Genomic DNA, 13,550 nt, shown 5'->3' on the forward strand with positions numbered 1-13,550 from the left:
TAATGACTAGCCTTACTAAATCTGTTGTCAAGTCGGCAGGGCGCTTAAGGGGGCTGGTTCTTGCCTATTGGTTTTTTTCATCATTTATACTGGCTGCTTTTCTGGGCTTAGTTGATATTGTTGAGCGTCAGCGTGAAGTGCTTAATGATGCTGAGCACTCTCGCGATTTTGTGGAGGCAACCTTTGCCGCTCCCATAGGGCTGGCGAGCAGGCAGGCCTTGATTTCCGCCTATGCACGCAGTCCCAGGGTCGACGAGATTGACGGTTTGAATATGCTGCTTATTGTAGATAATGTTGGTAAAATTATCTATTCTTCGCTCCCTGCCGCTCGTGGGTTGGCCATAACGGATCCACAGCTTGAGAGAACAGAAACAAATGACCCAGATTTCAAAGCGGTTGTTCGTTGTTTTCAGCAGAACGGCAAAAATTGTGTTGATATTAATTCTGCCAATCTGTTTCTGAATGCAGGTAGTTTTACGGTTACGCGTCCTTTGGAGCTTCCATCTCGGGACATAGGCCTTGCCTCCGATCGGCTTCTGGTCATGTTTAACTATGACCCTGGAGTAGTATTTGTTGACTACATCCAGGATTTGGTTGTTATATCAATGTTGAGCTTGTTGTCTTCAGGCCTTCTGTCCCTTGCACTTTGGACTGTCCTCTCCAGGCGGCTGCTGCCTCAGCTTTGTGAAGATGTCAACACGGATGGACTTACCCAGCTCTATAATCGTACATTGTTTATGGAAAAAGCTCAGGACCTGTTAGCCGAAGCGGAAGAAATGAGTCGAGATTTTGTTTTTGCTGTTATTGATGTCGACCACTTTAAGCGTATTAACGATACCTACGGGCATGCCTCTGGGGACGAAGCCTTGTCCCATGTCGCGGATGTCTTCCGGGCCGTCATTAGACCCGAAGATTTGGTGTGCCGATTTGGGGGCGAGGAGTTTGCTTTGTTGCTGGGCACGAATCGCGAGAATGGTGGACGGGCGTTGGAGCGGTTGCGGCTTCAGTTGGAGATGACGAGGCTTAAAATAGGTGGGCAAAAGCTAAAAATTACAGCCAGCATCGGCGCTGCATACACCGGTGAGTGTGGCTACAACATCGATTATCTCTATAACGTTGCTGACAAGGCGCTCTACGTTGCCAAGCAGGCTGGTCGCAACCGCTTGGAGTGGACCGATGGACGAGTTGCCTCTAGGTTGGCTCGTTAGGGATCATGCAGTTTCCTGAAATCCCTGAATCGGATCCAGCTCGCGTAATGGAGCTGCATAGTTTCGATGTTCTCGACACACCTGCAGATCCCCGCTTCGACGACATCAGTGAGTTGGCCCGCCGGGTTGCTGGTACGGATATTGCCATCATCAGCCTCGTTGATGAAGATCGTCAGTGGTTTAAAAGTTGTGTGGGGGCGCCATTGGGTCAGCAGGATACGCCCCGTACGATTTCGTTTTGTGGTCACACTATCCTGTGTCGTGATCCGTTTATCGTCCCGGACACGCTTGAGGATGACCGTTTTGCAGATAATCCTTTGGTCATAGGAGAGTTAGGCGTGCGCTTTTATGCGGGCTTCCCCCTGATCAGTCCGAATGGTTTTGCGCTGGGGAGCCTCTGTGCCATCAGTCGGCAGCCCCATCAGCTCATGGAGCATCAGATCGACAGTCTGCAGCGGCTGGCTTCCATCACGGTTCAGCTGCTGGATGGCCTTAGGCAGGCTTCGGTTCTCAGCCGCACGGAGGAAGGCCTGAAGGCTGAACGCTTGCGGCAACGATTGCCCAGCGATGAACTCAGTTCTTTGCAGCTACTCGCCAGTCGTGATCAATTGCTCCAGATGTTGGAGTTGAATTTATCGATGAACGGAGGGCTCCCATTTGCGCTGCTCCGCTGTCGTTTTCGTGATTACGACCGTGTCAACGCGACCCTCGGGGGCGTTGTTGCTGAGGAATTCATGAATGAGGGGGCGCGTCGGGCCTTGGCAGCCGTTCCTAAGGGGTCCTCTATCGCTCGCTTCACAGATGCTGAGCTCTTGGTTTTGCTCCCGTTTGCCGTCCAGCACTCGGATGTGCAGCGAATCGCTGAACGACTGATTGGTTTCTGCAATCAGATCTACCGCAGTGGTTCCCAAACCCTACCCTTGGGAATGTCGATCGGAATTGCAATTCACAGCGGTAATTACGCCAGCGTCGAGGCACTTTTGGCGGATACCAGCATGGCTCTGCGTATGGCGTTGCGCTCGTCGAGTAATACCTTTCGGTTCATTGATGCCGAGGCGCGCTCTGTTGCGCGTGAGAGCTATCGCCTTGAATCTGATCTGAGGGAGGCTCTTAACTCGCGTGCACTGGAAACCTATCTCCAGCCGATTGTTGATCTTGCCGATGGGAGTCCTATTGGCTTCGAAGCACTAGCCCGTTGGCCCCGTGGGTCGCAAATTGTGTCGCCCGGTACCTTCATGCCGATGCTGAATGACAGCGGCATCACCGGCGAGCTGGATCTGCTGATTATCGAGCAGGCTTTGGCTGCAGTGCCACTGTTGGCCCAGCCCATTCCTCAACGCCAGATGACGATGAGTGTGAATCTCTCCGGCATTCTGCTGGAAGACGATGAGCTGCGCTCCAGGCTCCTTCAATTGATTGACAGCAATGTCTTGCCTTCTGGTTGGACCCTGCAGGTGGAGCTGCTCGAGGATGCTTTTCAGGATTCTACGGATGCCTTCGAGCATTTTTTGATGGATCTGGTTGAGCGAGGCGTTGCTATCGCGATTGATGACTTTGGTACTGGCTATTCCTCTCTGGCGCGTCTGATTTCTTTGCCTCTCCAGGGTGTGAAGGTTGACCGCGCCTTTGTGATGCGTCTTGAGGAGCAGGACGACTCCCCGCGTACCCTGTTGCGCACGATGTTGACAATGTTGAATGATCTTGGTCTGGCAATCACCGCTGAAGGTGTCGAAACAGAAGCCCAAAAGCAGTGGCTGGCAGCCAATGGTGTGCGTCGGGCACAGGGCTATTTATTTCACCGCCCAATTCAGGTCAGTGAAGCAATCCATCTGCTCCAGGAGCTCGATTATCGTCCCTCCGCTATTCCGGTAAGTTCCAGGCGCCTGAGTGCTGTTCGCCGCAGGCAGAGGCGTTTTCTCTGGCCCTGGCCCCTGGGCGATCGCCGCCGCTCCAAAGGCCGACCAGACCAATGACTCGTGCGTACTGGTGCTTTGAGCGGTGCAGCGCAGAGCAACGCGTGTTGGGCTGCCGCCCATCGCCCCGGTTGGGTTGGTGCTCAGTTGGAGGAGGTGTGCTCGGGCGCCCATTGGTTGATCAGCTGTTCAAGTCGAACCAGCTGGTAACGGGTCTGCTCGTTGGGCTGTTGGGAGTAGGCGCTGCGCAGACTGCACAGCTCCGCATCAAGGGACAGCAACACGGGATGGTTTTCGTTCAAGGCAACCCCTGGACCAGATCCCGCAATCTTAAGCCTTTCTAAAGTTGTTGGGCTTGATTGGGGTGGGGTTGGTCAGCTCGTGGCTGCTGGCAGCGGGCCATCCCGGTCGGAGCGGAAGCTCAGAACCATGGTGTGCACATGCATTTCGATCAGCTCCAGCAGCTGCTCAAAGGTCCGGCGGGTATGGGGTGCGGTGGATCCCATCGCCTCGCGGCTGAGCACCACCAGCTCCAGCACCCGGCCACTGGACTTCGACTGCACATCGGCAAACAGCTGCATCCGCTGGCTCTCGCCGCCGCCGCGAATCATGGCGCTGAGGTGGGCCGGGGTGCGGTGCTCGATTTCGGCGTTCAGGCCCTGCAACACCGGCTGAAGGGCCTCGAGCATGGCCCCCGCCTCCATGGGCCCACTGGGTCTGAGCACCACCAGAAAACGGGCCATGGTTGCGTCCTTTGCAGGCAACGCTACCTGTTGCGGAATGCGCCTCTTGGCTGGTCGGGGTCCAGCGGTAACCCCCGCAGGCCCAGGGCCAGGCGCCGTGCCAGCAACAGCAGGGGGTAGGTGCGCCGCGCCCGTTCCCGCGTGGCCAGCAGGGGCCCCAGCAGCTGGAGCAGGGGGGCACTGGGGGCCATCCGGCTGCAGATCCACTGGATGGCATCGGCCCCATGCAGCACCTGGTCACCCGTCAGCACCACGGCCCCCTCGCTCAGGTTCCAACCCTGGGCGCGCAACTGCCGCCGCAGCCCATGGTCGCTGCGGCCATCGCGAATGGTCAGGCCCGGAATGCCGCTGCGCAGTTCCGCCAGCTCGGCGAAGTGCCGGCAGAACGGGCAGCCGCCGTCAAACACCAGCACCGGTGCCTCAGATGCCGGGCGCCCAACCATCGGCTGCAACCTGGAAGATCGCTGTCATCCTGAAGGCAACACCGGCTCCGTTGTTGGCGATGCCCCTGTCGGGCCCTGGATCCATTGCCGTCATCGGTGCCGGGGTCTCGGGCTGCGCCTTGGTGGCCCAGCTGCGGCGCCTGGGCTTTGGGGGCGCGATCAGTCTTTGGGAAACGGGCCGGGGCCCGGGCGGACGGGCCAGCACCCGCCGCTCCCGCCACGATGCTGAGCTGCGCATCGACCACGGTGCGCCCCTGCTCAACATCACCGGCGAAACGGCGCCGCGGCTGCTCCAGCCGCTGCTGGAGGGGGGCTGGATCGAGCCCTGGCAGGGGGCCATTGCCCAGCTGCAGGGGGAGTCAACCCTGCGGCCCGGCCAGGCGGATGCGCTGGGGCTGGGCCAGCTCTACCGGGGCCAGGGGGGGATGGATCACCTCTGCCGGGGTCTGTTGAGCCTGGCCGGGAATGGCTGCGACACCCACTACGGCACCCTGGTGCGCCACCTCGACCGGGAGGGCGGCCCCTGGTGCTTGCTGGGGCGCAACCGGGAGCTGCTGGGGCAGGCCGACTGGCTGGTGCTGAGCAGCACCCTGCTGGCCCATCCCCGCAGCCGGGCCATCTTTGGCTGGGAGGACGTGCCCCTGCAGGTGGCGGCCGCTCCCCTGGGGGACCTCCAGCTCGAGCACGCCCTCACCGTGATCGCCGGGATCCGCAGCGAGGCCCGCAGCAATCTGCTGGTGGTGCTGGATCCCACGGCCGCCGGGCCCTGGCGGAACCTGCCCTTCAGCCTGCTTCATTTCGATGCGGCAGCCCAGCAGCGCTGGGGGCTGCAGCGGATCACGATCCAGCCCCAGCTGGACGGTCGCTGTGCCGTGGTGGCCCATTCCACCCAGGCCTTCGCCGCCGACCACCTCGATGTGTATGGCACCCATTCCGCCGTGGCCCGGATGCTCCAGCTGCCCCCGGATGAGGGCCGGGAGGACACGGTGATCGCGGCCCTCACCACGGCGCTCGAACAGGTGATGGCCACCTGGCTGCCCGGGCTGGATCTCGGCACGGCCGACCGCCAGCTGATGCGCTGGGGCGCAGCCTTCCCCCTGGCCCCCGGCTTGCCTTCCGAGTTGATGTTCTGTCCCCGCAGTCGGGTGGGCTTTTGCGGCGACTTCATTGCCGGGGTGGGCTTTGGCCGTATCGAAGGGGCCCTGCGCAGCGGCGAGCAGCTGGCCCTCGAGCTCTGTGCCGCGGCGGATCGTTGCGTTTGATGCAGCGTTGCAACAGATCGCCCGGTCGGTAGCGAATGCGATTGCATCGCCCGGCCCGCAGGGTTATTTCTTGGTTGAGAAGGCGTTCCTCACGTCCGCCGTCCCGCCTGTCTGGGAGTGCGATGCGTCTTGTTCCCCCACCCCTGCCCCCACCACTGGATGCGGCGCTGGATGCCGGCCTCGATGCGGCGCCGATCAGGGGCGGTACGGATCGGCATGGCCCGCCCAGGCGGCGCCGGCGGATGGCGGCGGCCCGCCCCATCCTTCCGGTTGCTCCCACCCAGCAGCTGGAGGTGGTGAACCGGGCCGGCCGCTACTTCGCCCGCCACTTCGCCGAGGACATCCAACTCGAGGTGCTGGCCACCTCCATTGGGGTGAGCGCGGAATGGCTCGACCTCTGTTTTGACCATTGTCGCGGCAAGACGCCCTTTCAGGCCCTGCAGCACTTTCGCCTCAGCCGTTTGTTCGAGGGCATCGCCGAGCAACCCCAAACCACCCTGCAACAGCAGGTGCACCGCTGTGGTCTGGCCTCGGTGATGGCGGCCAATCGCCTTTTTGAGGAGCTGTTTGGCATCGGGCTGGCTCCGTTCCGCCGGGTCTGCCGCCAGGCGGCGGCCGATCGCCTGCTGCACCGTCACCGGCGCTGATTCCTGGACCTCCCCGTCCCCGGGCTGATTGCCCTGGCCAGTGGCCTGGGGGGGATCTCCGGCGTGGGTCTGGCGGTGATGCTGGCCCTGTTGGAACGCACCTTCGCGGCGGCGCCATCCCTGCAGGCCCCGCCAGCGGGTGTCTGCCAGGCGGACACCTCCTGCACCGTGGTGGTGCCCGCGTACAACGAAGCCGACAACATCGCCGACTGCGTGCGCGCCCTGCTCGCCAGTGAGTCCCCCTGCCAGCGCTGGACCCTGGTGGTGGTCGATGACGACTCCGGCGATGCCACGGCCGACTTGGCCCAGGCCGCGGCGGCGGGGGACCCTCACTTTGTCCTGCTCCAGGCCGGGCCCCGTCCGCCCGGTGAGCGCTGGGTGGGCAAGAACTGGGCCTGTCACCGGGCCTGCCAGGGGCTGGACAGCGATTGGGTGGCCTTCATCGATGCGGACGTGCGGGTGGAGCCCGGGGCTTTGCGGGCTGCCCTGGCCGATGCGATCGCCGAGGGCTCGGATCTGCTCACCCTGGCGCCCCGGTTGCGGAGCGGCTGCCTGGCGGAGTGGCTGGTGCAGCCGATCATCGCCAGCTTGCTGGGCCTGGGTTTCCCGATCCAGCGGGCCAATGACCCGGCCGACCCCCTGGCCTTCGCGGCGGGTCCGTTTCTGCTGTTCCGCAGCCAGGCCTACCGGGCCATCGGCGGCCATGCTGCCGTTGCCGGTGAGGTGGTGGAAGACCTCGCCCTGGCCCGGGCGATCAAGGGACAGGGGTTGCGGCTGCGCTATCTGCTCGGCCTCGACTGGCTGACCCTGCGGATGTATCGGGATTTCGCCGCCCTCTGGGAGGGCTGGACCAAGAACTGGCTGCTGGGTCTCGACCGCAACGTGCCCAAGGCCCTGGCCGCCGGTGCCCTGGTGCTCCAGCTCTACGCCGTGCCCTGGCTGCTGCTGCCGCTGGCCCTGGGGCTGGCCGTGCTGGACCCGGCTCCCCTGGCGTACCTGCCGCTGCTGTTGGCGCTGCTGGCGATCGGCTTGCAGTTGGCCATTCGGTTTTGGAGCCGCCGTCGCTTTGGCACCCCGCTCCACTGGTGGTGGCTGGCGGGGATCGGGGGGCTGGTGATCGGTGCGATCGCACCGGTGTCGGTGTGGAAGACCCTCAGTGGCCGCGGCTGGACCTGGCGGGGGCGCTCCTTGCAGAGCCCGGGCTAGCGCCATACGTTGAGGGCGCCACGCCATCCGGGTTGCCCCAGGCATGCAGAGCCCATTCGGCGATTGGTTGCCCGAGGTGGTGGTGTTCCATCCCACCCGCTTTGAGGAGGCCGAGTGGATCGTGCACCACGTGCGCGAGCGCAAGACCGTGGTGGTGCATGCCGGGGCGATGGAGCCCGGTGAGGCCCAGCGCCTGATCGATTTTGTGGCTGGCGGTGTCAGCGCCATCGACGGCCAGGCGGAATGCCTCGATCCGCTCACCTTTGTCTTCGTGCCGGAGATCGTGGCCCTGCGGCGCGATCCAGGGGGCCCCCCCTCCTAGGCTTCGCGATCCCCTGGGAGTGGGCTTGGTTCCCCGTCTGCGTCGCGTCCTGTACTCCTTCGGGCCCGTTCTGATCGTTGCCAGTCACCTCGGCTGCCTGCTGCTCTTCTGGACCGGGCTGGGGATCGGGGCCGCCCTGTGGGCCCTGGCCCTCTATCTGGTGCGGATGCTGGCCACCACGGCCATCTACCACCGCCTGATCACCCACACCAGCTATCGGGCGCCCCGCCCCGTGGCCTGGATTGGGGCCGCCGTGGCCGCCTCGGCCGGCCAGATGGGCCCCAGCTGGTGGAAGGCCCATCACCTGGCCCACCACCGCCATGTCGACACCGCCGCCGATCCCCACACCCCCCTGGCTCCCTCGGCGGGCTGGCGTGGGCTGTGGCGTTCCCAGGCGGGCTGGTTGCTCAGTTCCAATTTCTTTCCTGCCACCCTGCCGGCCGATGTGGAGGCCGATCCGGTGCTGCGCCTGATCGACCGGCTGCACTTCGTTCCGATGCTGGGGCTGGCCGGCCTGTCCTGGCAGCTGGGCGGTCTGCCGTGGTTGGCGGCCTTTTGCCTGAGCAGCACCCTGTTGTTCCACGGTGTGGCCAGCGTCAATTCCCTGGCCCACTTGCTGGGGGATCAGCCCTTCGCCACCGGGGACGCCAGCCGTAACAACCTGTTTGTGGCGCTGATCACGCTTGGGGAGGGCTGGCACAACCTCCACCACGCCTTCCAGGCCTCCGTGCGCCAGGGCATCACCCTTGACGACGGCCGCCCGCGGCTGCTGCTCGATCCCACCTACCGATTCATTCGACTGCTCGAACGCTTGGGCTGGGCCTGGGATTTGCGGATTCCCAGCGATCGCGCCCTGCAGGCCCGGGCCGCCGATTGAGCGGGGCTGGCCCGCCCAGGGAGGGGTTGGAACCTAGATCGCCCCAGCCACCAGGCTGAGCTGCAGCCAGCATCCCCCCGGCGCCAGTTTTTCCACGACCACGGCTTGGAGCCGGTCGTGGGCCACCAGATGGGCAAAGGTTTCGGCGTCATCCCGGGTGCTGAACCGGGCCGCTTGCACCTGCAAGGGCACGCTCTGCTCCCGTTCGACGGCAGCGCGGACCCGATAACGACCAGAGGGATCAGCCATGGCTGAATTCTGCAGCCAATTTCCGCGAATCGCGACGGGCTTCAGGGTTTCAGAGAATTTGTTGGGGGGCGGCTTCAGCGGGTGGGCACCTGCCGCCCCTTCCAGGTGATGGACCCCCGTTCCAGGTTGAGGATGGCCAGCACAAACACCCCCAGGAAAAACAGCACCGGCACTGGAAAGATCAGATTGATCCAGCCGAAGCTGCCCACCCGGCGCGTGATCACGAGCAGTTGCAGGGCATAGCCCCCATACAACACCAGGTTGGGCACAAGGGCGGGGCTGCCCACCATGGGCCAGTGCAGCAAGGCGGCAGGCAGGCACCAGGCCGCCCAGAACAGGCCAGAGAGCCACAGCAACACCCCGAGCATTCGGGGCCAGCGCACCTCTCCGGCGGCGGTGGCGAAGTTCTTGTCGAAACCCACCACCATGTCGCCCAGGCCCCCTGGGTACATCCGGTAGGCCAGGCTGCCGTCGCCGATGAAGGCACTCACCGGCAAGCCGGCAGCCTCATAGCGGTGGGCCAGAAACCAGTCCTCCACCACCTTGTCGGCCACGGAGGCGTGGCCGCCGATCCGCTCGTAATCGCGGCGGCTGGTCGCCATCGCCGGACCGAAGGCCACCCCCACTCCGGCCCCCAGGGGCACCGCCATCAGTCCCACCAGGTTGAACAGCACCGAGAGCTGCTCGTAGGGCTGTTCGGTGCGGTGGAAGGGCTGCACCGACACCAGGCCCCCATGGCGCTGCTGGTTGGCCACCAGCTGGGCCAGGAACGGGGGCCCGGGTTCCGTATCGGCATCGAGGAAAACCAGCACGTCGCCCTGGCTGTGGTCGACTCCCTGCTGCAGCGCCCAGGTTTTGCCGCACCAGCCCACCGGCAGCGGGGCCGCGGGCAGCACGGTGACGCCGGCGGCCTGGGCCAGGGTGGCGGTGGCATCGCTGGAGTGGTCGTCGATCACGATCACCTCCAGGGGGTGGAGGCTCTGGTGGGCCAGGGCCTCCAGCAGCTGGGGCAGGGTGAGGGCCTCATTGCGGGCGGGGATGAGCACGGACACCCGCGGTTGCCCCTGGGGCGTGAGCTCGGGGAGGGCCGGCATGCGCAGGCACAGCAACCAGCCCAGCAGCCAGCGCACCAGCAGGGAAACGGCCAGGAGATCGAGGGGGGGCATGGCGCTCAGGCTGGCTGGCTCACGGGCGCAGCAGCTCGCCCACGAGGACCTCGAGGGCGGCCGGATCGCGCATCAGTTGCTGGTGGGTGAGCACGGGCACGGACTGGCAGGGGCCCACGGGCAGCACGGCACGCCAGCCCGGCCACACCATCAGGTCGGCGGTGCAGAAGAAGCTGGAGCAGTCCACACCCCGCAGGGCGTCGAGGTTTCCATTGAGCTGGCGCAGCAGGGGGCTGCCCAGTTTCATGTCGGCGATACCGGCCAGCAGCCAGCGGGGCCAGGGTTGGGCGGTGAGGGTGCCCTGCTGGGGACTGCCCACGCTGATGAACCGGCGGGTGCGGCGATGCCCCCCCGCCAGTTGGATCCAGGTGCGCCCGATCAGTCCCCCCATCGAGAAGCCCAGCAGGTCGATGGGGGTGTCGGGGCCGAAGGCCGCCTCAATCTCTTGGCCGAGCTGGTCGGCCAGAGCCCTGATGGAGGTGGTACCCAGGCCGTGGGGCAGGTGGGGGATCAGCAGCGGAGCGCGGCGCTCGCCCAGGTTTTGCTGGAGGCGACGAAACAATCGCGGCGTATCCCACAGCCCGTGCACCAGCACCAGAGGAGGAGGGCTTGCCATGGCTCCAGGCTAGGCAGCCCAGCGGTATCCATGAAAAAACCGCCCCCGAGGGGGCGGTTGGGGAAGGCCAAGGGGCCTAGGCCTCAGTAGCGGTTGCCGCCGCCGCCGCCGTAGCCGCCGCCACCACCGCCACCGCCGTAGCCGCCGCCGCCACCGCCGAAATCGCGACGGCCACCGCCACCACCGCCGCCGCTGCCGCGGGGCTCAGCTTTGTTGACGCGGATGGCACGACCCATCCACTCGACGTCCTGAAGGTCTTCGATGGCCTTGGCCTCTTCGGCCTCGCTGGCCATCTCGACAAAGGCGAAACCGCGCTTGCGTCCGGTGTCGCGGTCGAGGGGGAGGCTGCACTTGCTCACCTGCCCGTATTGGCTGAACAGGTGCTGGACATCTTCCGCTTCTGCATCGAAGGAAAGATTGCCGACGTAAATGGTCATGAACTCAGAAACTATGAATTGATCCTTCGACGGCCCAAGAGAAAGTGGTCAGCTCGCTAGAGAGAAATCTTTGAATCACCCATCACCCTACAGGTTGGTCGGCGCGGCCTGATCGGCAAACCCTGGCTAGGCATGGGGTGTTCCACGCACCACCACGCCATGTCGAAATCTCAGCTCAACGCCTTCATGGTCAAAGTGGATGGCGATGCCGCCCTCAAGGCCCGGGTGGATGCGGCAACCAGTGTGGACGCGGTCGTGGCCATTGCCCTGGAGCAGGGCCATGTCTTCTCCCCAGCGTCCTGGACCCGCTCCCAGAGGGTCTGAGGCCCGATCAGCTCCAGGCGCTGAAGGTCACCGGCTCGTATTTGGCGATGCTGATGCGCCAACCCCGCAGGGCCAGCTGCCGCAGTTCGGCCTGCAGGCTGGCCGTTTCCGCCCCGCCGATCCAGTTGGCCTTGAGCAGCGGTAGCCGCTCGCTGATCAGCTCCAGAGGCATCTCCAGCAGCAACAGGCTGTCGTCGCCGGCGGCCCGCTGGATGGGCCCCTCATCGCTGCGTTGCCACAGCCGCAGCAGCAGCTCCAGGGCCAGGGCCCGGCCCTCCTCACCCGGGTCAGGGGATGGGTCGGCATCGGTGGTTTCAAGGGGCTTGCGGGACTTGCCATTGAGGGGCAAAAGCCGCTTGCCGTTGAGGTCAACCAGTGCGAGGGCCACCAGATAGGGAGCATCGGCCATTGGAACCTCGGCGAATTTCAACACCCTGGCGAAAGGTGCGACTCCGGTGTGGGAATTGACACGGAACGATTGCAGCGTTCGGATTCATCACGGCTGCTTATCTTTTTTGGTCTTGGCTTGGCCCGCCAGCCCCCATGGTTTCGACTTTCGGAGCTAGGTTCCCCGTTGTTCGCGGTCCACTCCTTTAGGGAGTTCCATTGCCATGTCGAGTATCGCTGCCCAGTTGGAGACCTACCGCTCGGCCTTGGCGGAAGCCACGGCACGCGGCGACCAGGCCGTGTCCCGGAAGATCGAGCAGCAGATCAAGGATCTGGAGGAGTTTCAGGTTCGTCACCCCGAAGAAACCGAGGCTCCATCACCCTTTGAGGTGTTCTGCGACCTCAATCCCTCCGATGTCAATTGCCTCGTGTATGACGACTGATTGAGGCCAATTGTCCCCATTCGGGGGTAGACGAGGGGGCGGCCTTAATTGGCCATGACATCCACGCTTTTGATGGCAGGTCCCAGCAAGTCGGTGAATGTTTCCAGCTGCTGTTGGCTTCCCATCACCACCAGCATCTGGCCAGGGGCCAGTCGGGTGTCGCCCCCTGGATTGGCGATCAGCGTGGGGCCTGCAGGATTGGAGCGGGTCCCGCGATAAAGCCGCGGCTCGCCACCATCGCTGGACGTCGGCGGCACAATCGCCAGCACCAGGGCTCCGGAGCGGGCGCCGAGCTGGAGTTCCGCCAGGGAGGCCCCATTGAGGGATCCGAGGTCGGCGGGCTCGCTGCTGAGCAGAAATTCCTCCACCTCGCAGTCCGAGCCCACCAGCAGATCCATGAAGGTCACGGCCAACGGGCGCAGGGCGGTGGCGGCCATGGCCCGGCCCCCGCTCACATAGGGGCTCACCACCTGGTCGGCCCCCGCCAGACGGAGCTTGCGCTCGGCCTCTTCGCTGTCGGAGCGGGCGATCAGGCGGCAGTTGGGGGCCATCCCCCGGGCGCTCAGCACCACGTAGAGGTTGGAGGCATTGTTGGGCAGGGCCGCCACCAGCGCCCGGCAGCGATGGATGCCGGCTTCCACGAGGGTTTCATCGAGGGTGGCATCGGCCATCAGCACCGCGAGTCCCCGCTCCTCGGCGGCTTCCCGCCGCTCCACATCCATCTCCACCACGAGCAAGGGCACGTTCTCTCGGGTGAGTTGTTCGGCGATTTCACGGCCGATGCGGCCGTAGCCGCAGAGGATCACATGGTTGTGCATGGTGAAGAGCCAGCGGCGGAAGCGGCGCTCGCGCAGGCGCCGGAAGTATCCGGATTCGGAGAGACCCAGCACCCCCTGGATGCTGATCTGCACCACCACCAGGCCGCCCAGGATCAACAGGGTGGTGACCAGGCGTCCACCGGCGCTCAGGGTCTGGGTGTCCCCATCACTGAACCCCAGGGTGCTGAGGGTGATCATCACCATCCAGTAGCAATCGCCCCAGTCCCAGCCTTCGCTGAGCCGGTAGCCGATCGCGCTCGCATTCACCAGGAGGGCGAGGGACAGGGGAGCCCGCCAGGGCTTGCGGTTGCGCGTGGAGGGGGGTCGTCGGGGCCTGAAGCCCCAGGAACGCTTGGCCATGGATCTGGATCCGGTGCTCCAGATCACTGGGTTCAGGTTACGGGCTGTGGGTTGATCCCGAACATTTGTGGGCGTTGTCAGCCGATCGCTAGATGGTTCCGTTAACCCTGAAAGGTTGTTTCCGCAGGG

At 64.3% G+C, this 13,550-nt stretch carries 18 protein-coding genes; 9 read left to right on the top strand and 9 right to left on the bottom strand.

The window, feature by feature from the left end:
* Positions 1–2 precede the first annotated feature (2 nt).
* Together KBY71_RS02105 and KBY71_RS02110 are read left to right on the top strand one after the other, a co-directional pair.
* Complete coding sequence (locus KBY71_RS02105) at positions 3–1,208, top strand: diguanylate cyclase (RefSeq protein WP_254927343.1); 1,206 nt, start codon at positions 3–5, stop codon at positions 1,206–1,208.
* A 5-nt stretch (positions 1,209–1,213) separates the two neighbouring features.
* Positions 1,214–3,181 (top strand): sensor domain-containing phosphodiesterase, encoded by a 1,968-nt coding sequence (locus KBY71_RS02110; RefSeq protein ID WP_254927344.1) that lies wholly within the window; start codon positions 1,214–1,216, stop codon positions 3,179–3,181.
* Between the two features lie 83 nt (positions 3,182–3,264).
* On the opposite strand, the gene KBY71_RS02115 is transcribed toward KBY71_RS02110, so the two are convergent.
* The 3 genes from KBY71_RS02115 to KBY71_RS02125 form a co-directional block, all read right to left on the bottom strand.
* Positions 3,265–3,423 carry a hypothetical protein gene (locus tag KBY71_RS02115; protein ID WP_254927345.1) on the bottom strand — a complete coding sequence of 53 codons (159 nt, stop codon included), beginning with the start codon at positions 3,421–3,423 and terminating at the stop codon, positions 3,265–3,267.
* Positions 3,424–3,495: 72 nt separating this feature from the next.
* Entirely contained in the window at positions 3,496–3,864 is a 369-nt protein-coding gene (locus tag KBY71_RS02120) for a hypothetical protein (RefSeq protein WP_254927346.1), read from the bottom strand.
* Positions 3,865–3,887: 23 nt separating this feature from the next.
* A complete protein-coding gene (locus tag KBY71_RS02125; protein WP_254927347.1) occupies positions 3,888–4,307 on the bottom strand; it encodes a DCC1-like thiol-disulfide oxidoreductase family protein in 420 nt (139 codons plus the stop codon).
* 59 nt (positions 4,308–4,366) lie between these two features.
* Here KBY71_RS02125 and KBY71_RS02130 point away from each other — a divergent pair, with 59 nt between their 5' ends.
* The 5 genes from KBY71_RS02130 to KBY71_RS02150 all read left to right on the top strand — a co-directional run bounded on the left by KBY71_RS02130 (position 4,367) and on the right by KBY71_RS02150 (position 8,621).
* Positions 4,367–5,569 carry an NAD(P)-binding protein gene (locus KBY71_RS02130; protein WP_254927348.1) on the top strand — a complete coding sequence of 401 codons (1,203 nt, stop codon included), beginning with the start codon at positions 4,367–4,369 and terminating at the stop codon, positions 5,567–5,569.
* Positions 5,570–5,691: 122 nt separating this feature from the next.
* Positions 5,692–6,216 (top strand): hypothetical protein, encoded by a 525-nt coding sequence (locus tag KBY71_RS02135; RefSeq protein WP_254927349.1) that lies wholly within the window; start codon positions 5,692–5,694, stop codon positions 6,214–6,216.
* 63 nt (positions 6,217–6,279) lie between these two features.
* Entirely contained in the window at positions 6,280–7,422 is a 1,143-nt protein-coding gene (locus tag KBY71_RS02140) for a glycosyltransferase (RefSeq protein ID WP_254927350.1), read from the top strand.
* A gap of 43 nt (positions 7,423–7,465) precedes the next feature.
* Positions 7,466–7,744 (top strand): cell division protein SepF, encoded by a 279-nt coding sequence (locus KBY71_RS02145; RefSeq protein ID WP_254927351.1) that lies wholly within the window; start codon positions 7,466–7,468, stop codon positions 7,742–7,744.
* 19 nt (positions 7,745–7,763) lie between these two features.
* Entirely contained in the window at positions 7,764–8,621 is an 858-nt protein-coding gene (locus tag KBY71_RS02150) for an acyl-CoA desaturase (RefSeq protein ID WP_396095055.1), read from the top strand.
* A gap of 33 nt (positions 8,622–8,654) precedes the next feature.
* Here KBY71_RS02150 and KBY71_RS02155 read toward each other — a convergent pair whose 3' ends face one another.
* The 4 genes from KBY71_RS02155 to KBY71_RS02170 form a co-directional block, all read right to left on the bottom strand.
* Positions 8,655–8,870, bottom strand: a complete 216-nt coding sequence (locus KBY71_RS02155; protein ID WP_254927353.1) for a hypothetical protein — start codon at positions 8,868–8,870, stop codon at positions 8,655–8,657.
* Positions 8,871–8,944: 74 nt separating this feature from the next.
* Complete coding sequence (locus KBY71_RS02160; RefSeq protein ID WP_254927354.1) at positions 8,945–10,036, bottom strand: glycosyltransferase family 2 protein; 1,092 nt, start codon at positions 10,034–10,036, stop codon at positions 8,945–8,947.
* 19 nt (positions 10,037–10,055) lie between these two features.
* Entirely contained in the window at positions 10,056–10,652 is a 597-nt protein-coding gene (locus KBY71_RS02165; RefSeq protein WP_254927355.1) for a triacylglycerol lipase, read from the bottom strand.
* A gap of 83 nt (positions 10,653–10,735) precedes the next feature.
* Positions 10,736–11,089: an RNA-binding protein gene (locus KBY71_RS02170; RefSeq protein WP_254927356.1), complete on the bottom strand. Its 354-nt coding sequence runs from the start codon at positions 11,087–11,089 to the stop codon at positions 10,736–10,738.
* 159 nt (positions 11,090–11,248) lie between these two features.
* Between KBY71_RS02170 and KBY71_RS02175 the strand changes: the two genes are divergently transcribed.
* Positions 11,249–11,413, top strand: coding sequence for a Nif11-like leader peptide family natural product precursor (locus KBY71_RS02175; protein ID WP_254927357.1), 165 nt, complete (start codon positions 11,249–11,251; stop codon positions 11,411–11,413).
* 7 nt (positions 11,414–11,420) lie between these two features.
* On the opposite strand, the gene KBY71_RS02180 is transcribed toward KBY71_RS02175, so the two are convergent.
* Positions 11,421–11,822, bottom strand: a complete 402-nt coding sequence (locus KBY71_RS02180; RefSeq protein WP_254927358.1) for a hypothetical protein — start codon at positions 11,820–11,822, stop codon at positions 11,421–11,423.
* 202 nt (positions 11,823–12,024) lie between these two features.
* Here KBY71_RS02180 and KBY71_RS02185 point away from each other — a divergent pair, with 202 nt between their 5' ends.
* Positions 12,025–12,243 (top strand): CP12 domain-containing protein, encoded by a 219-nt coding sequence (locus KBY71_RS02185; RefSeq protein WP_254927359.1) that lies wholly within the window; start codon positions 12,025–12,027, stop codon positions 12,241–12,243.
* Between the two features lie 44 nt (positions 12,244–12,287).
* Here the strand turns inward: KBY71_RS02185 and KBY71_RS02190 are convergent, their stop codons facing one another.
* Positions 12,288–13,421, bottom strand: a complete 1,134-nt coding sequence (locus KBY71_RS02190) for a TrkA family potassium uptake protein (RefSeq protein WP_254927360.1) — start codon at positions 13,419–13,421, stop codon at positions 12,288–12,290.
* Between the last annotated feature and the right edge of the window lie 129 nt (positions 13,422–13,550).

The organism is Cyanobium sp. T1B-Tous (assembly GCF_024345475.1).
GTDB lineage: Bacteria > Cyanobacteriota > Cyanobacteriia > PCC-6307 > Cyanobiaceae > Cyanobium_A.